At 65.4% G+C, this 15,847-nt stretch carries 16 protein-coding genes and 1 pseudogene; 9 read left to right on the top strand and 8 right to left on the bottom strand.

From position 1 onward, the window contains the following. Positions 1-39 precede the first annotated feature (39 nt). Complete coding sequence (locus tag O9281_RS09810; protein WP_298185086.1) at positions 40-1,083, top strand: AraC family transcriptional regulator; 1,044 nt, start codon at positions 40-42, stop codon at positions 1,081-1,083. On the opposite strand, the gene O9281_RS09805 is transcribed toward O9281_RS09810, so the two are convergent. Then, on the bottom strand, positions 1,045-1,506 hold the full coding sequence (locus O9281_RS09805) for a tRNA (cytidine(34)-2'-O)-methyltransferase (RefSeq protein WP_298185083.1): 462 nt from the start codon (positions 1,504-1,506) through the stop codon (positions 1,045-1,047). The two genes, O9281_RS09810 and O9281_RS09805, sit on opposite strands and share 39 nt — an antisense overlap. 20 nt (positions 1,507-1,526) lie before the next feature. Further along, positions 1,527-2,420, bottom strand: coding sequence for a UTP--glucose-1-phosphate uridylyltransferase GalU (galU, locus tag O9281_RS09800; protein ID WP_298185080.1), 894 nt, complete (start codon positions 2,418-2,420; stop codon positions 1,527-1,529). Positions 2,421-2,546: 126 nt separating this feature from the next. Between galU and murA the strand changes: the two genes are divergently transcribed. Together murA and chrA are read left to right on the top strand one after the other, a co-directional pair. Then, complete coding sequence (murA, locus tag O9281_RS09795) at positions 2,547-3,830, top strand: UDP-N-acetylglucosamine 1-carboxyvinyltransferase (RefSeq protein WP_298185077.1); 1,284 nt, start codon at positions 2,547-2,549, stop codon at positions 3,828-3,830. A 114-nt stretch (positions 3,831-3,944) separates the two neighbouring features. After that, positions 3,945-5,264, top strand: a complete 1,320-nt coding sequence (gene chrA, locus O9281_RS09790; protein ID WP_298185076.1) for a chromate efflux transporter — start codon at positions 3,945-3,947, stop codon at positions 5,262-5,264. Here chrA and O9281_RS09785 read toward each other — a convergent pair. Together O9281_RS09785 and O9281_RS09780 are read right to left on the bottom strand one after the other, a co-directional pair. Next, positions 5,232-6,212 (bottom strand): acyltransferase, encoded by a 981-nt coding sequence (locus O9281_RS09785; RefSeq protein WP_298185073.1) that lies wholly within the window; start codon positions 6,210-6,212, stop codon positions 5,232-5,234. The two genes, chrA and O9281_RS09785, sit on opposite strands and share 33 nt — an antisense overlap. Before the next feature lie 28 nt (positions 6,213-6,240). Beyond that, the gene (locus O9281_RS09780) at positions 6,241-6,483 is read right to left on the bottom strand and encodes a ribbon-helix-helix domain-containing protein (RefSeq protein ID WP_298185072.1); all 243 of its coding nucleotides are present in this window, start codon (positions 6,481-6,483) and stop codon (positions 6,241-6,243) included. A gap of 84 nt (positions 6,484-6,567) precedes the next feature. On the opposite strand from O9281_RS09780, the gene O9281_RS09775 reads away from it, so the two are divergent. Further along, positions 6,568-7,335 carry a DUF4019 domain-containing protein gene (locus O9281_RS09775; protein WP_298185069.1) on the top strand — a complete coding sequence of 256 codons (768 nt, stop codon included), beginning with the start codon at positions 6,568-6,570 and terminating at the stop codon, positions 7,333-7,335. Positions 7,336-7,396: 61 nt separating this feature from the next. Here O9281_RS09775 and O9281_RS09770 read toward each other — a convergent pair whose 3' ends face one another. The 3 genes from O9281_RS09770 to O9281_RS09760 form a co-directional block, all read right to left on the bottom strand. Next, the gene (locus O9281_RS09770) at positions 7,397-7,807 is read right to left on the bottom strand and encodes a hypothetical protein (protein ID WP_298185067.1); all 411 of its coding nucleotides are present in this window, start codon (positions 7,805-7,807) and stop codon (positions 7,397-7,399) included. Positions 7,808-7,815: 8 nt separating this feature from the next. Beyond that, a complete protein-coding gene (gene phbB, locus O9281_RS09765) occupies positions 7,816-8,538 on the bottom strand; it encodes an acetoacetyl-CoA reductase (RefSeq protein ID WP_298185064.1) in 723 nt (240 codons plus the stop codon). A 97-nt stretch (positions 8,539-8,635) separates the two neighbouring features. Continuing rightward, complete coding sequence (locus tag O9281_RS09760) at positions 8,636-9,379, bottom strand: hypothetical protein (protein WP_298185060.1); 744 nt, start codon at positions 9,377-9,379, stop codon at positions 8,636-8,638. Between the two features lie 328 nt (positions 9,380-9,707). On the opposite strand from O9281_RS09760, the gene O9281_RS09755 reads away from it, so the two are divergent. The 5 genes and pseudogenes from O9281_RS09755 to O9281_RS14645 all read left to right on the top strand — a co-directional run. Next, on the top strand, positions 9,708-10,103 hold the full coding sequence (locus tag O9281_RS09755) for a DUF3576 domain-containing protein (RefSeq protein ID WP_298185570.1): 396 nt from the start codon (positions 9,708-9,710) through the stop codon (positions 10,101-10,103). A gap of 54 nt (positions 10,104-10,157) precedes the next feature. Further along, complete coding sequence (gene leuS / locus O9281_RS09750) at positions 10,158-12,689, top strand: leucine--tRNA ligase (RefSeq protein WP_298185057.1); 2,532 nt, start codon at positions 10,158-10,160, stop codon at positions 12,687-12,689. Then, on the top strand, positions 12,686-13,186 hold the full coding sequence (gene lptE, locus O9281_RS09745) for an LPS assembly lipoprotein LptE (RefSeq protein ID WP_298185055.1): 501 nt from the start codon (positions 12,686-12,688) through the stop codon (positions 13,184-13,186). The genes leuS and lptE overlap by 4 nt, the downstream gene beginning before the upstream one ends. After that, entirely contained in the window at positions 13,183-14,214 is a 1,032-nt protein-coding gene (gene holA / locus O9281_RS09740; protein WP_298185053.1) for a DNA polymerase III subunit delta, read from the top strand. The genes lptE and holA overlap by 4 nt, the downstream gene beginning before the upstream one ends. Before the next feature lie 58 nt (positions 14,215-14,272). Then, positions 14,273-15,319: pseudogene (locus O9281_RS14645) on the top strand (sugar transferase); the annotation flags it as partial. Here O9281_RS14645 and O9281_RS09730 read toward each other — a convergent pair. Beyond that, positions 15,220-15,847: 3-hydroxyacyl-CoA dehydrogenase family protein (locus O9281_RS09730; protein ID WP_298185050.1), on the bottom strand; the 628-nt coding region annotated here is incomplete at its 5' end. The pseudogene O9281_RS14645 and the gene O9281_RS09730 sit on opposite strands and share 100 nt — an antisense overlap.

Genomic DNA, 15,847 nt, shown 5'->3' with positions numbered 1-15,847 from the left:
TTTCGTGACAAACGATAGATAGTTTGCGACAATGCTTGAATGACCTCGGCCACCCGCGTCCGCGCCACGGCTTTGCTCGATCTGCCTGCCGTGATCACGGCGGCGGGTGGCGATCCCTATCCCGCGCTGCGCCAGGCGGGGATCGATCCGGCGATCCTGGCCCGCGCCGATCTGACCATCCCTGCCGAGAGCGTCGCCTGGCTGCTCGATGGCCTGGCCGAACGCCACGGCATCCCCGATCTGGGCCTGCGGATCGCCACGCACCGGCGGCTGGCCAACATCGGTGTGGCGGGACTCGTGCTGGGCCAGCAGGCCACAGTCCGCGACGCGCTGGCAATGGTCGAGCGATACCGCCACCTGATGAGCGATTCGCTAAGCCTGCACGTGAGCGAAACCGATGGCATGGCCACAGCGATGCTGGGACTGGCGATCGGCGCGGGCGCGCCGCAGCGCCAGTCGTGCGAGCTGGGGCTGGCAGCCTTCGTGCACCTGTTCCGCCTGCTGCTGGGCGAAAGCTGGCACCCGGAGACGGTGCTCTTCACCCACTCCGCCCCCCAAGGCACCACGCTGCACCGGCGGTTCTTCGGCTGTCCGGTACAATTCGACAGCACCTTCGACGGCTTCGAATTTCCCGGCCTCTACCTCGACCGGATCAACCCCGAAGCCGATGCCACCGTGGCCGGTTATGCCGCCAGCCTGCTCGATGCCTTGCCGGGGCAGGAAACCGGCGCAGTCGCGACAGTCGTCACCCGGCTGGTCCATGCCCTGCTGCCGATGGGCAATGCCTCGCTGGCCAATGTTGCCCGCGCCATGGGCCGCAACCTGCGAACCCTGCAACGCGAGCTGGCAGTGCAAGGGCTGGAATTTCGGACGATCCTCGCCACGGCCCGCGACGACCTCGCCCAGACCTATCTGCGCGATCCCGCGCTGACCATCGATGCCATCTCCGAACGGCTGGGCTATGCCTCCAGCACCGCCTTCATCCGGGCCTTTCGCGCGCGGCAGGGCATGACGCCGGGGCAGGCGCGGGAACGCGCCGCATGCTTACAAAGCCATACCCGGCAGCCCGCCCGTCTGCCTTAACGCCTCCCCCAGCGCGAGGGCGGCAGAGGTCGCGAGGTTGAGCGAGCGCACCTCGGCCCGCATCGGCAGGCGCACCTTTTCATCGGCCAGGGCGGCTACTTCCGGCGGCACCCCGGCGCTTTCCTTGCCGAACAGCAGGACATCGTCCGGGCGATAGGCAAAGCCATAGGCGTCAAAGCTGGCCTTGGTGGTGAAGAGCACCAGTCGGCTTTGCCCCAGCGTGGCGCGGAAGGCTGCAAAGCTCGCGTGGCGGGTGACCTTCACATGATCGATATAGTCCATCGCCGCGCGGCGGACGCGGCGATCGTCCCAGGTGAAGCCCATCGGCTCGATCAGGTCCACGGCTGCGCCCAGGCAGGCACCAAGGCGCAGCACGGCACCGACATTGCCGGCGATTTCTGGTTCGAACAGGGCGATCCGCATCAGAGGTGCCTTGGCAGTGGCTAGCCCAGCAGACGCCGCATCGTGGCGCGCACTTCGTCGGCCATGTCCTCACGCTCCAGCGCCGAGGCCAGGGTCGCCTCGACAAAGCCGGTCTTGCTGCCGCAGTCGAAGCGGCGGCCCGCGAAAGTCACGGCGTGGAACGGCTGCTGGCCGATCATCTGGGCCATGGCATCGGTCAGCTGGATTTCGCCGCCCGCGCCCTTTTCCTGCCCTTCCAGCACGCGCATGACCTCGGGCTGGAGGATGTAACGGCCCGAAATGATCAGGTTGCTGGGCGCATCCTCGCGCTTGGGCTTTTCGACCAGGCCGGTCACCTCGGTCACCTGGTTACCGACCTTGGCCCCGGGGGCGATCACACCATAAGACGACACTTCCTCTTCCGGCACTTCCAGCACCGAAATCAGGTTGCCGCCATGCTCGTTATAGGCCTCGACCATCTGCTTCATGCAGCCGGTCGAGCCCTTGTTGGCGATCATCAGTTCGTCCGGCAGGAAGATCGCGAAAGGTTCATCACCAACGATCGCGCGGGCGCACCAGATCGCGTGGCCCAGGCCCAGCGGCACCTGCTGGCGGACGGTGACCAGGTTGCCGGGCTGAATCCGGGTAGGTTCCAGCACGGCGAGCGATTTGTCGCGCCCGGCCATGGTGGTTTCCAGTTCGAAGGCCATGTCGAAATGTTCGACAATCGCGGTCTTGCCACGGCCGGTCACGAAGATCAGCTGCTCGATCCCCGCCTCGCGCGCTTCATCGACCGCATACTGGATCAACGGGCGGTCGATGATTGGCAACATTTCCTTGGGGATTGCCTTGGTGGCGGGCAGGAAGCGGGTGCCAAGCCCGGCGACCGGAAACACGGCCTTCTTGATCGGCTTACGCGGCAAAGTGCTGGTCATGGCGAGCGGATTATCCTGTTCGTGTTGCAGCTGCGTTAAGGCCAGCGGAGGGGTTCTGGCAACGGGGTTGTGCATAGGGTTGCGGGATGCTTGCCGCTTGCACAAATCCGACTAAATCAGGCGGTCATGGATAAAATCATCATCGAGGGCGGCAAGCGCCTTTCCGGCACGATCCCGATTTCGGGGGCGAAGAATTCGGCGCTGACGCTGCTGCCCTGCGCGCTTTTGACCGACGAGCCGCTGACGCTGCGCAACCTGCCGCGGCTGGCCGATATCGACGGGTTCCAGCACCTGCTGAACCAGTTCGGCATTTCCACCACCATCGCCGGTTCGCGGCCCGAGGATTTCGGCCGGGTAATGACGCTGGAAGCGCCGCGGATCACATCGTCCGTCGCGCCCTATGAGCTGGTGCGCAAGATGCGTGCCTCGATCCTGGTGCTGGGGCCGATGCTGGCCCGGATGGGCGAAGCGACTGTCTCGCTGCCCGGCGGCTGCGCGATCGGCAACCGCCCGATCGACCTGCACCTCAAGGTGCTGGAAGCGATGGGCGCGACGATCGAGCTGGCGGCCGGCTATGTGAAGGCGATGGCCCCCGATGGCGGCTTGCCGGGCGGGCGTTATTCCTTCCCGGTCGTCTCCGTCGGCGCGACCGAGAACGCGCTGATGGCCGCAGTGCTCTGCACCGGCAAGACCGTGCTGCACAACGCCGCGCGCGAACCGGAAATCGTCGACCTGTGCAAGCTGCTGGTGGCGATGGGCGCGCAGATCGAAGGGATTGGCAGCAGCGACCTCACGATCCACGGCGTCCCCCGCCTCCACGGCGCGACCTATCGCGTGATGAGCGACCGGATCGAGGCTGGCTCCTATGCCTGTGCCGCCGCGATCACAGGGGGCGAGGTGTTCCTCAAGCACGCCGTGGCCGAGGAGATGGACGCGACGATCCAGGCGCTGCGCGATGCCGGGGTGCAGGTCGAACCCAAGTCGGATGGCATCCGGGTCTGGCGTGACGGGCCGATGAAGGCCGTCACGCTGGCAACAGCCCCTTACCCGGGCTTTGCCACCGACATGCAGGCCCAGTTGATGGCCATGCTGTGCCTGGCTGAGGGCAGTTCAGTGCTAACGGAGACCATCTTCGAGAACCGTTACATGCACGTACCCGAGCTCAACCGGATGGGCGCGCATATCGAGACCAAGGGCCGTACCGCCGTGGTTCATGGCGTGAAGAAGCTGACCGGGGCCGAAGTCATGGCCACCGACCTGCGCGCCTCGATGAGCCTGGTGATCGCGGGGCTTGCGGCAGAAGGCGAAACCCAGGTTCACCGCCTCTACCACCTCGATCGCGGCTACGAACGGCTGGAGGAAAAGCTGGCCCTGGTCGGCGCGCAGATCGAGCGGGTTGGCGGGGATTGATCGACGCGAGCCAGCCCGCTATCTGCTGAAAAACCGGGACAAAGCAACCTCCCGGTCAGGCGCTCAGCGCCCAAGCGTTGCCTTGAACGTCCGCCATTGCGCGGATGCTGAGGCATGGAGTTTGGCGTGACCGCATCCCCCCCGACCTTTTCCGAACTTATCCGCACCTTTGCCCGGATCGGCTGCCTGAGCTTTGGCGGCCCGGCGGGGCAGATCGCGCTGATGCACCGCGAAGTGGTGGAAGAACGCGGCTGGGTCAGCGAGGAGCAGTACCTCCACGCCCTCAATTTCTGCCATTTTCTGCCGGGGCCGGAAGCCCAGCAACTGGCCACCTGGATCGGCTGGAAACTGCACGGCTGGCGCGGCGGGCTGGCAGCGGGGCTGCTGTTCGTCGTGCCCGGCGCGCTGGTAATCCTGGCCCTGTCAGTGCTTTACGCCTTCGCGGCAAGGCTGGGCTGGTTCGCTGCATTGTTCCTGGGGATCAAGGCGGCAGTGCTGGCGATCGTGGTGCAGGCCCTGCTGCGGATTGCGGGACGCGCGCTGGGTACCCGCTTCAAGCAAGCTCTGGCGCTGGCCGCATTCCTGGCCCTGGCCGTCTTTTCCCTGCCCTTTCCGCTGGTGGTGCTGGGCGCTGGGGTGCTGGGCTTTGCCGTGGCGGCGCTGCGGCCTGACTGGCTGGCGTTAAAGCCTTCCACTTCCGCCCAGCCCTTGCCGCCGCGCCCCTGGGCGGCCAGCCTGCGGGCCGCGCTGATCTGGGGCGCGATCTGGGGCGCACCCATGGCGCTGGTCCTCGCCACCGTGGGTCAGGACCACGTGCTGTGGCAAATCGGCGCCTTCTTCTCGCAGCTGGCGGTCGTGACCTTCGGCGGGGCCTATGCGGTACTGGCCTATATGGCGCAGGAGGCTGTCAGCGGGTTCGGCTGGCTCTCGACCGGTGAAATGGCTGATGGGCTGGGCCTCGCGGAAACGACGCCAGGCCCGCTGATCCTGGTCACGCAGTTCGTCGGCTACCTCGCCGCCTTCCGCGCGCCGGAGCCATTCACGCCGCTGGTCGCCGGTCTGCTGGGTGCTGGCCTGACCACCTGGGTGACCTTTGCGCCCTGCTTCCTGTGGATCTTCACCTTTGCGCCCTGGATCGAGCGACTGGAGCAGGCAGTCAGGTTGAAAGGCGCACTCGCTGCCATTACCGCAGCGGTGGTCGGCGTCATCGCCAGCCTCGCCATCTGGTTCGGCGGCCATGTGCTGTTCCGCCAGTTCGATTCCGGGCAGGCAGCCGATCTGCCCTTCAACCTGCCGGTCTGGGAGAGCTTCGACTGGCAGGCCGCCCTGCTCGCCGGGTTGAGCGCCATACTCCTGTTTGCCCTGAAATGGGGCGTGGTGCGGGTTCTGGGGCTGGCCGCACTAGGTGGAATCGCCCTGCACCTTATCGCCTGAGCCGCGCCGTTCGACGCGGGTCGCCAATCGCCGCCCAAGTCGCATGCCTGGCAACTCCACCCAGCGCGTCATGGCCCAGGCTCCTGCCACGGAAACTACGAAGCCCGCGACCTTCCAAGGGATGCTGCCGGCGGCGCGATCTCCCAATGCGATCAGCACTGGAGCATGGAGCATGTAGATCGAGAACGAGATCGCCCCGGCAAACTGGAACGGTGGCAAAGCGAACAAGCCATCGCGGCGCGCACCGCCAATGATCGCCAGCGCCGCCAGCCAGGGCGTCAGCGCCGCCACCAGTGGCCAACGCGCCGCCAGCGCCATGACTGCCAGCAAGGCTGCAACCACCAAAGGTACCGGGATCGACCGCGGCTTGACGAAGGCCAGGCAGGCCCCGGCAGCCAGTCCCGCCGCAGCCCGCCAACCGCCAAGCATATGCCCTTCGGCCACCCCCACAGCCAGGCCCGAATGCACCACAAGCGCAATGGGGAGCACGACACGCCAGGGCAGCGACACGTAAGGTGCAAGGAGCACTGCCAGAACCGGAAGGTAAAGTTCCCAGCAAATCGACCAGGCCAGATAATTTGCCGTATCCAGGCCAAAGAGCGGCGGGGCCTTGATCAATTCGCTGATCGAAGTAACCAGGTGCGGATCGGCCAGCCAGACCAGCGCCAAGGTGAACAGATAGACCGGAGCCAGCCGCCAGACGCGCTTGACCGCAAAGGCAGTCGGACTTCCGTGAGCTGACTTTACCAGCACAAATCCGCTGAGCAGGAAGAACACGTCGACGCTCAGCGAAAGGACCATCCCGGGCCAACCGGTCAGGCGTTCGATCAGGCCATTGACCCCGAAATGCAGCAGGACCACCGCAAAGGCCAGCAGCCCGCGAATCCCGTCAAGCTCGTGATAATGGCGGCGACCGAAAGTAGCTTCGCGGTCATGCGAGATGGTCATGGCGTGGCTTCTCGCACGAAACCGGCGATCAGGGCAAACGCCGCGCCAGCCAGCCGACGAGCCAGACTCGTACCGCCCCCGCCAGCCCCGGCGGCACCTCTGCGCGGATCCGCTCCGCATCGATCCGGGCAACCAGGGCATTGATCGGCACGCCCTCGGTCGCCGCAGCCTGCTTGAGCAGCTCCCAGAACAATGGCTCCAGGCTGATCGAGGTCTTGTGTCCGGCGATCTCGACCGAGCGCTTGATCGGCGGATGGAACGGCGTGGTCATGGCGCGATCTAGCCTGAGCAGGGAGCCACAACCTACGAAAAATTTGGGGTGGCCGCTGAACGGCCCTCACCCTAGACCGAACCGATGACCCAGCCCCATCAATCCCTGACCGAGAAGGAGAAGGAAACGCTGCGCCTGCTCCTGCAGGGCTACGAAGTCAAAAGCATGGCGCGGCACCTGGGGCTTTCGGTCCATACGATTAACGAGCGGCTGCGCGATGCGCGGCGCAAGCTGGGAACTTCCTCCAGCCGCGAAGCCGCCCGGCTGCTGCGCGAGGCCGAGGCACAGGACCCCGAATTGCTGGGGGACAAGCCTTTGGGGGATGCGCCGGACAGCGCTGCGGCTCCACCACAGCTCCAGCCAGCTCAAGGCCGAGGCTCGACCCGCCGCGCCGGCTGGATTGTTGGAGGATCTGTCATGTCTCTCAGCCTAGCCCTCATCGCCTTGTTGTCGATGTCGGGACCGAACCTTGCTCCAAGCGTACCGTTTACCACGGCCACAGCGGTCTCTCCCACTCCGGCGGCCGAAGCTGCCGCCATCGACGCGGCGCAGCAGTTTCTGGCGCTGGTCGACCGCAACGATTGGTCCGCAAGCTGGCAAGCGACCCACAAGTCGTTCCAGTTGCTCAATTCGGTCGAATGGTGGAGCGCCGGCTCGGCGAAGCTGCGCGGCGAGTTGGGAACGATCCAGTCGCGCGAATTGGTGACAGTTAATTTCCGGCCGGCCCCGCCGAACGGCTATTGGACCATCACCTTCAAGGCCCAATACAGCAAGAAGGGCTATGTGACGGAAACGCTCTCACTGGCGTCGGAGAATCATGGCTGGCGTGTCGCCGCCTTTACGGTCGATTGAACCGATCCAAGGGCCGGCCCATCAAGGCCGGCCCAAGATCTCGGCATCACACGGTCGCGTACTAAGGGTCCAGGTCGAATACGACTTCCCCAAGACCCGACAAGCGTGCACGCAAGTTCTTGTCGTCTCTGTACCAGGCGACGGTGATCAGCAGCGCGGAACGCGGAAACTGCTCGTAGAACACATCTTCATCACGCTCATCGGTGTTGGGGTGGATAAACACCGAGTGATACTCGGACGTTGCCGCGCCCCGCCAAAGCGGACTTCCGTAGTAAGAGCTTTCATGGCTGGTCAGCTTGTTGCGCAAGGAATGCTCCAACCTGCCCCGCGCTGCCGCACAAGCGCGCGCGTAGGATGGCCTGTCCTGCTCGTTGATGCCATGATCAAGCCAGGCGAGCGTCAGATAGCCATCCGGTGCCCGCAATTCCCTTCGCCCCGCTAGGCGGCGGCGCAACCACGCGAGAACAGCCATCGCTGGGCTCAGTACATGTGCTGCCCGCCGTTGATCGACATGGTCGAACCGGTCACGAACCCGCCGTTCTCGCTGGTCAGAAAGGCCACCCCGCGGGCGATCTCTTCGGCATGGCCAAGCCGCCCGACCGGGATCTTGGCAATGATCTTTTCCAGCACGGGAGCGGGCACGGCCGCGACCATATCCGTGTCGATATAGCCCGGAGCGATGGCGTTGACCGTCACGCCGAACTTGGCGCCTTCCTGCGCCAGCGCCTTGGTGAAACCGTGAATGCCAGACTTGGCCGCGGCATAGTTGACCTGGCCATATTGCCCGGCCTGGCCATTGATCGAACCGATATTGACGATCCGCCCCCAGCCGCGCTCGCGCATGCCGGGGAACGTGGCCTTGGCCATGTTGAAGCAGCCGCCCAGGTTGATCCGCAGCACTTCGTTCCAGTCCTCGAAGGTCATCCGGTGGAGCGTGCCATCGCGGGTGATCCCGGCGTTGTTGATGACGATGTCGATCGGGCCGTGATCGGCCTCGACCTGCGCGCAGCCGGCCAGTGTCGCCTCATGATCGCCCACGTCCCAGCGATAGGCCGGAATGCCGGTGGCGGCAGTGAAGGCCTTGGCCTTCTCCTCGTTGCCCGCATAGTTCGCGATTACCGTATGACCCTGGCGCTTCAGCCGCTGGCAGATCGCTTCGCCAATACCGCGCGTGCCACCGGTAACTACTGCAACTCGGCCCATTTCATTGCTCCTTCAACGGATTCCGTAAGGGCAGGTGTACGCAGCACCGCCCACGGCGGCAAGCACACTGCATACGTAAAATGAGACAAGCGCCGGATCAGAATTTGAGCTGGGTGCCGACGTAAACCGCCTGGTTATCCTTACGTCCGTCGCTCAGCGGAGCCAGCCGGTCACGATCCGATGTGGAGCGCACACCAGCCGTTACGTTGAGGTTGCGGGTCAGGCGGTAAGACCCGCCAAGATCCACCACTTCATCGGCCTGCCCCTGCAAGGTGCGCGGCGCGCGTCCGGCTTGCTCACGTTCGTCAAGCGCGATGCGCGGGCTGAACCGTGAAGGCGCGCCCTTTGGCCCTGGGCTGGGGGCAAAGCTTCTGAGATCGGGCATTTGCGCGTCGGTGCGCGGCAGGACGCCCGGGGCGAAGCCCTTGTAGCCGCGCGAGCCGCCAAGGTTGTAAGCCGTGGGAGCAATGCCGAAGCTGCTCGCTGCATCATCAGCCGCAGCACCGGGCGACTGTGCCCCGCGCCCGGCCGCACCGCGCACCGCAAGACTAACCGATCGATCCAGCCGACTGGGTGAGGCGCCGGGGGTGAAGCGGAAGGTCTGCCCCTTGCCCAGGGCGCGCACCGAAATCGAACGAGCCAGGCGCGGATCGACCTGCGCCGGCTGGAACCCGGCCTCTGGCTCAACCTCGGCAACGCGGACAAGCCCGGCAGGCCCGAACCCCGTCGCGAAGGCCAGCACCGCGCTCGGCAAGGCCAGCAGGGCGACCGCACCGCCCAGCAACAGCGCGGCCGTGGCGCTGTTGCGCCGCTTGCCGATACTGCCAGCCTGCACTGTCATGATCCTGCCTCGCTCCTGCGCTGCGGTGTCCGGGACTCGGAGGTATAATCGCGCGGATTGCCAAGAGTTCCAAGCGCAATCTGCGGTTCAACGGCTGAATTCGGGCTTAACGTCGCTCGCCCGATCGGTTGTATTCAGCCGCTATTCACGGCGCTGTCGGCCAATGGGCTTGCTGCTCTGGCCGCCTTGGCTATAGAGGCAGCGCATGAATAGCGCGTGGCCCCATCGGCTTCGCGCCAGCGACAGGATCCGGATTAGCACGATGACTGGCACCACTTCTTTCGGCCGCACCACCAAGTTCCGCTTCGGCCGCGCTGCCCTCGTCGCGATGACGGCCCTGGCGCTGGCTAGCTGCGGAAATAGGGACCGGCCCAAGGCCGACCTCGCCGCCTCGCAGATCACCACGATCGGGGTGAACAGCTACCTGTGGCGCGCCAGCCTTGAAGCGCTGAGCTTCATGCCCCTGCTGCAGACCGACAGCAACGGGGGCGTGATCGTGACCGATTGGTACGCGAACCCGAACAATGCGGGTGAACGGATGAAGGTTACCGTCACCATCCTGGACCAGGATCTGCGCGCCGATGCCCTGCGCGTGGCGGCCAGCCGCCAGGTCAGCCAGAACGGCGTGTGGGTCGATGCCCCGGTCCAGGCCGCCACGGTCCAGAAGCTGGAAGACGTGATCCTGACCAAGGCCCGTGACCTGCGCCGCAACGCGGTTCAGTAACTCCGGGGCGAGCAGCCCCTCGACAAGCCCGATTGAGCGGCTAGAGGGGCGAACATGACTGCAGACCGTTTCGATCCGGCCAGCGCCGAGCCGCGCTGGCAAGCCGCGTGGGATGAACGCCAGACCTTCCGCGCCGAAAATGGCAGCGCGAAGCCGCGCTCCTATGTGCTCGAGATGTTTCCCTATCCCTCGGGCCGCATCCACATCGGCCACGTCCGCAATTACACGATGGGCGATGTCATCGCCCGGACCAAGCGGATGCAGGGTTTCGAAGTGCTGCACCCGATGGGCTGGGACGCCTTCGGCATGCCCGCAGAAAACGCGGCCATGGAAAAGGGCGTCCATCCCGGCGGCTGGACCCGCGACAATATCGCCAACATGAAGGCGCAGTTGAAGCGGCTGGGCTTCGCGCTCGACTGGAGCCGCGAACTCGCCACCTGCGAGCCGGACTATTACGGCCATGAGCAGGCGCTGTTCCTCGACCTCTATGCGGCGGGCCTCGTCTATCGCAAGGAATCGGCGGTCAACTGGGATCCGGTCGATATGACCGTGCTGGCCAACGAACAGGTGATCGACGGGCGCGGCTGGCGCTCGGGTGCCGTGGTCGAGAAGCGCAAGCTCAACCAGTGGTTCCTCAAGATCACCCAGTTTGCCGACGACCTGCTGACGGGCCTGGGCGAGCTGAAGGACTGGCCGGAAAAGGTCCGGCTGATGCAGGAAAACTGGATCGGCAAGAGCCAGGGCCTGCGCTGCACCTTCCGCTTCGTCGACAGTGCCGACGGGATCGAGGTCTATACCACTCGGCCCGATACCATGTTCGGCGCCAGCTTCGTGGCGATCGCGGCGGATCACCCGTTTGCGCAGTCCGTTGCTGCCAACTCGCCGGAGCTCCAGGCCTTTATCGCCGAATGCAAGCAGGGCGGCACCACCGCAGCCGAGCTGGAAACGGCCGAGAAGAAGGGCTTCTTCACTGGCTATTCAGTGGAGCACCCGCTCAAGAAGTCCTGGCACTTGCCGGTCTATGTCGCGAACTTCGTGCTGATGGATTACGGCACGGGCGCGGTGTTCGGCTGCCCGGCGCACGACCAGCGCGACCTGGACTTTGCCCGCAAGTATGAACTGCCGGTAACCCGCGTGGTCAGCGATGGCGATGTCACCCATGCCGAGTTCGAAGGCGACGAGGCCTATACCGGCCCCGGCCGGATCGTGAATTCGGAATGGCTCGACGGGATGGGCGTGGGCGAGGCCAAGGCCGCCGTCATCGCCAAGGCCGCCCACGAAGGCTGGGGCCAGGGCGAAACGCAATACCGCCTGCGCGACTGGGGCGTTTCGCGCCAGCGTTACTGGGGCACGCCGATCCCCTTCATTCATTGTGGCAGCTGCGGCGTGGTGCCGGTGCCCAAGGACCAGCTGCCGGTCACCCTGCCCGAGGATGTCAGCTTTGACGTGCCCGGCAACCCGCTGCTGCGTCACCCGACCTGGAAGCATGTCGATTGCCCGAACTGCGGCCAGCCGGCCGAGCGCGAGACCGACACGCTCGATACCTTCGTCGATAGCTCGTGGTATTTCCTGCGGTTCGCCAGCCAGCCAGGCGACAAGCCGTTCGATCCCGAGGTGATCCGCCAGTGGCTGCCGGTCGAGCAGTACATCGGCGGGATCGAGCACGCGATCCTCCACCTGCTCTATGCCCGTTTCTGGACCCGCGCCCTCGCCCACATCGGGCTGATCGACGTGCAGGAGCCCTTCGCCAGCCTGTTCACGCAAGGCATGGTCACTCACGAGACCTATTCGCGGATCGATCCCGTCAATGGCCAGCCGGTCTATTACAACCCTGCCGAGGTTGAGCGGTCGGGCGAAGGGGCCACGCTCAAGGTCGATGGCCAGCCGGTCGAGATCGGCCGGGTCATCAAGATGTCGAAGAGCAAGAAGAACGTGGTCGATCCCGACGACTTGCTCGCCCAGTATGGGGCCGACGCGATCCGCTGGTTCATGCTGTCCGACAGCCCGCCCGAGCGCGACCTGCCTTGGTCGGAGGCGGGAATCGAAGGCTGCGCGCGGTTCGTCCAGCGGCTGTGGCGCCTGTTCGGGCAATACGATGCGGCCGCCACCGGTGAGGACAAGGTGCTGGAGCGCAAGACGCACCAGACTGTCCATGCCATCACCCAGGATATTGCCGCCCTTGGCTTCAACAAGGCCGTAGCCCGCATTTACGAGCTGACCGGGGCAACCGAGAAGGCTGCGCCCAGCGCCAGCCGCTCGGCCGCGATCCGCACGATCCTGCTGCTGGTTGCGCCGATGATGCCGCACCTGGCCGAGGAAGCCTGGGCCAACATGGGCGAAGCCGGGCTGGTTGCCGACGCGGCCTGGCCAGCTGTCGATCCGGCCCTGCTGGTCGAGGACGAAGTAACCATCGCGATCCAGGTGCTCGGCAAGCTGCGCGATACGGTCACCGTAGCCAAGGGCCTGCCGCGCGAGGAACTGGAGGCGCTTGCACTGGCCAGCGACAAGGTGCAGCGTGCGCTGGATGGCAAGCCGGTAAAGAAGGTGATCGTGGTGCCTGATCGTCTGGTCAATCTCGTCGCATGAAGCATCTGGCGGTTCTTGCGGCGGCGCTGCTGCTCTCGGCCTGCGGGCTTTCGCCCATGTATGCCGGTGGCGCCAGCGGCCAGGTGGCGCAGGGGCTGTCCGCCATTGATGTCCCCGCGATCGAGGGACGCGCTGGCTGGCTGGTCCGCAACGCGCTGACCGACCGGCTTGGGGCCGCCGGGCGCACCACCCCGCGCTATCGGCTCGATGTGCGACTGGATGACAGGCTCGAAGGCTTGGGTCTTCTCTCCGACGACACGATCGGCCGCGAACGGCGCACCCTGCGGGCGCGCTACCAGCTGGTTGACCTGGCTACCGGGGCGATCGTGCTGGATGCCACGGCCGGATCGGATGCCGGGATCGACGTGGTCAGCTCCGAATATGCAACCATCGCCGCCGAACAGACCGCGCTGGAGAACCTGGCCAAGGTCGTGGCCGACCGGATCGTGACCCGCGTGGCCTTGCAGCTGCGCGGCGAAGCGCCCGGCGGCCAGTGAAGGCCACCCAGAAAGACTTCAAGTCGATCGCCCCGCGCGCCGTGCGCGAGGCACGGGTGTTCTTCCTGTGCGGGCCGGATGAAGCCGGGATCCAGGATGCTGCCAATCTGCTGGTCAGCCTCCTGCCCGATCCGGGCGAGCGCGTGGAATTGTCGGGGGCTGACCTGCGCAAGGACCCGGTGCGGCTGGGGGACGAGGCGCGATCGACTTCGCTGTTCGGCGGCAGCCGTCACATCTGGGTCAGGGCGAGCGGCGAGGAGGCGCATGATGCGCTCGCGACCCTCGTCAGCGGGGAAGCCGAACCCTGTCCGGTGCTGGTCCTCGCTGCCAATGCGACCGACAAGTCGCGCAGCGCCAAGTTGCTGGCGGGGCGGTCGGATGCACTGGTGGCGATGTTTTATCCGCCCGATTTCCGCGACGTGGTGAGCGCTGTGCGCAACATGGCGGATGGCGCGGGCGTCAAGCTGGGCGGGGACCTCGCTGACCGGATTGCCCGCGCCGCGGCGATGGACACCCGCATTGCCCGCGCCGAGATCGAGAAGCTGGCGCTCTACCTTGATGCCAGCCCGCAGGCACCGCGTGCGGCCGATGCCGCCGCGCTCGAAGCGATTGGCGCGCGAACCGAGGACGATGGGCTCATGCCACTGGTCAATGCCGTCCTGTCGGGACAGGTTGATCGCTTGCCCAGGGAACTGCAGCGGATGCGTGAGCTGGGCCTCAATCCGGTTGGCCTGTTGCTGGCGATCGAACGGCGGGCGGCGCACCTGGCGCAACTGGCCGCGAAAGTCGGGCCACGCGGCGACATCGGCGCGCTGATCGATGCCGAGGCCGGGGCGCGGCGGATCTTCTGGAAGGACAAGGGTGATTACAACGTCCAGTTGCGCAAATGGCGCGGGCCACGGCTGGCGCGGCTGGTTGACCGCTTGATGCAATTGCACCGGGCGCTGTTGGCCAACAGCCAGCAGGCCGAATTGCTGCTGGCCCAGGAACTGACCGAAATCGCCGGTTTCATTGCGCGACGAAAATAGTCATGACGCGCCACTATACTCTTTATCAGCCGAACTCATGATTCGAACCCGATAGACCATGGCAGCAGCATTCACGAAAACGGTTGAGGATTACGGCGGTCTGGCACCTTCGCTGGAGCGCCGACGACTGCAGATTTACGGTGCTCAGCTGCTGATCGATGGGACCATGCTGCTGCTCGGCTTCGCTTTTGCCGCGTGGTTCTATCTCGGCGATCCGTTTGCTGAAACGATCTGGGGCGTCGCGCAATTGCTGCTGCCGCTGTTCTGGACAGTCGCGATCCTTAACCAGACCTATTCCGTGCCGGCGCTGGTTTCCGGCGAGTACGGGATGCAGCGGGCAATCATGGCACTTTCGATCGCCACTCTGCTGGTGGTGCTGATCCTGTTCCTGGCCCGCTCGAGCCTGCAACTTTCGCGCGTTGGCTTCACGCTTAGCATTGTCAGTACCTTGTTGTTGCAGCTCTGGGCGCGGTTCAATCTGCAACCGGCAATCCGGCAGCGGGTGGGTGAGCGCGCGGTCAACCTGCTGATCATCGATGATGGCGGGCCGACCCTAAATGCTGGCGCGTGCTATCGGATCAGCGCGAGCACGGCGGGCCTGGTGCCAGACCTGCACGACCCGCAGATGCTCAACCGGCTTGGCATGCTGATCGGCAACATGGACCGGGTGATCGTCTCCTGCCCGCCCGAACGGCGCGCCGCCTGGGCCATGGTGCTGAAAGGTGGGCAAATGCGCGGTGAGATTGTCGATACCGAGGTCGATTCGCTGGGCATCCTGGGTACCACCCGCGATGAGGGGATCGGCAAGCTGATCGTAGCTTCCGGGCCGCTCGGCCTGCGTTCGCGCCTGCTCAAGCGGGCTCTTGACCTGGCGATTGCCGTACCGGCGCTTGTCGCCCTGGCCATACCACTGATCCTGATCGCAGTCCTGATCCGGCTAGAGGATGGTGGCCCGGCCCTGTTCAAGCAGCCACGGGTCGGACGCAACAACCGGTTCTTCTCGATCTACAAGTTCCGGACCATGCGGGCTGCCGCAACCGATCTGGCCGGCAAGCGCTCGGCGGCACGCGATGATGACCGGATCACCCGGATCGGTGCCTTCCTGCGCCGGACTTCGATCGACGAAGTGCCGCAGCTGCTCAACGTGTTGAAAGGCGACATGAGCCGCGGCGCGGGGCGGTACTTGCTGTCGCCGGTGGTGTTGTAGAGCACCTTGACGATGTCGAGGCAGGTATCGAGCCCGACGAAATCCGCCAGCTCCAGCGGCCCCATCGGGTGGTTGAGGCCGAGGCGACAGCCCTTGTCGATATCGGGGATGCTGGCCGTGCCCTGGCCCAGCACGAAGACCGCCTCGTTGATCATCGGCAGAAGGATGCGGTTGACCACGAAGCCCGGCTCGTCCTCGGCCAGCACCACCTGCTTGCTCAGCCCTTCGGCGAAGGCGCGGGTGCGGGCGACGGTTTCCTTGGAGGTCGCAAGACCCGGGATCACTTCGATCAGCCCCATCACCGGAACCGGATTGAAGAAGTGCAGGCCGATGAACCGCGCCGGATCGGGCGAGCTGACCGCCATGCGGGTGATCGGGATCGAGCTGGTGTTCGAGGCCATGATCGCATCGGCGCCCAGCACCTTG

Source organism: Novosphingobium sp. (genome assembly GCF_027531025.1).
Classification (GTDB): Bacteria; Pseudomonadota; Alphaproteobacteria; order Sphingomonadales; family Sphingomonadaceae; genus Novosphingobium.
This window is presented reverse-complemented; position numbering and strand designations above follow the sequence as displayed.

Excerpts from the sequence above, each read along its gene's own strand:
- O9281_RS09810 (WP_298185086.1), top strand. The coding sequence starts at position 40 with ATGACCTCGGCCACCCGCGTCCGCGCCACGGCTTTGCTCGATCTGCCT.
- O9281_RS09785 (WP_298185073.1), bottom strand. The coding sequence starts at position 6,212 with ATGACCATCTCGCATGACCGCGAAGCTACTTTCGGTCGCCGCCATTAT.
- phbB (WP_298185064.1), bottom strand. The coding sequence starts at position 8,538 with ATGGGCCGAGTTGCAGTAGTTACCGGTGGCACGCGCGGTATTGGCGAA.
- chrA (WP_298185076.1), top strand. The coding sequence starts at position 3,945 with ATGGAGTTTGGCGTGACCGCATCCCCCCCGACCTTTTCCGAACTTATC.
- O9281_RS09755 (WP_298185570.1), top strand. The coding sequence starts at position 9,708 with ATGACGGCCCTGGCGCTGGCTAGCTGCGGAAATAGGGACCGGCCCAAG.
- O9281_RS09780 (WP_298185072.1), bottom strand. The coding sequence starts at position 6,483 with ATGACCACGCCGTTCCATCCGCCGATCAAGCGCTCGGTCGAGATCGCC.
- lptE (WP_298185055.1), top strand. The coding sequence starts at position 12,686 with ATGAAGCATCTGGCGGTTCTTGCGGCGGCGCTGCTGCTCTCGGCCTGC.
- O9281_RS09775 (WP_298185069.1), top strand. The coding sequence starts at position 6,568 with ATGACCCAGCCCCATCAATCCCTGACCGAGAAGGAGAAGGAAACGCTG.
- O9281_RS09770 (WP_298185067.1), bottom strand. The coding sequence starts at position 7,807 with ATGGCTGTTCTCGCGTGGTTGCGCCGCCGCCTAGCGGGGCGAAGGGAA.
- O9281_RS09805 (WP_298185083.1), bottom strand. The coding sequence starts at position 1,506 with ATGCGGATCGCCCTGTTCGAACCAGAAATCGCCGGCAATGTCGGTGCC.
- galU (WP_298185080.1), bottom strand. The coding sequence starts at position 2,420 with ATGACCAGCACTTTGCCGCGTAAGCCGATCAAGAAGGCCGTGTTTCCG.
- murA (WP_298185077.1), top strand. The coding sequence starts at position 2,547 with ATGGATAAAATCATCATCGAGGGCGGCAAGCGCCTTTCCGGCACGATC.
- leuS (WP_298185057.1), top strand. The coding sequence starts at position 10,158 with ATGACTGCAGACCGTTTCGATCCGGCCAGCGCCGAGCCGCGCTGGCAA.
- O9281_RS09760 (WP_298185060.1), bottom strand. The coding sequence starts at position 9,379 with ATGACAGTGCAGGCTGGCAGTATCGGCAAGCGGCGCAACAGCGCCACG.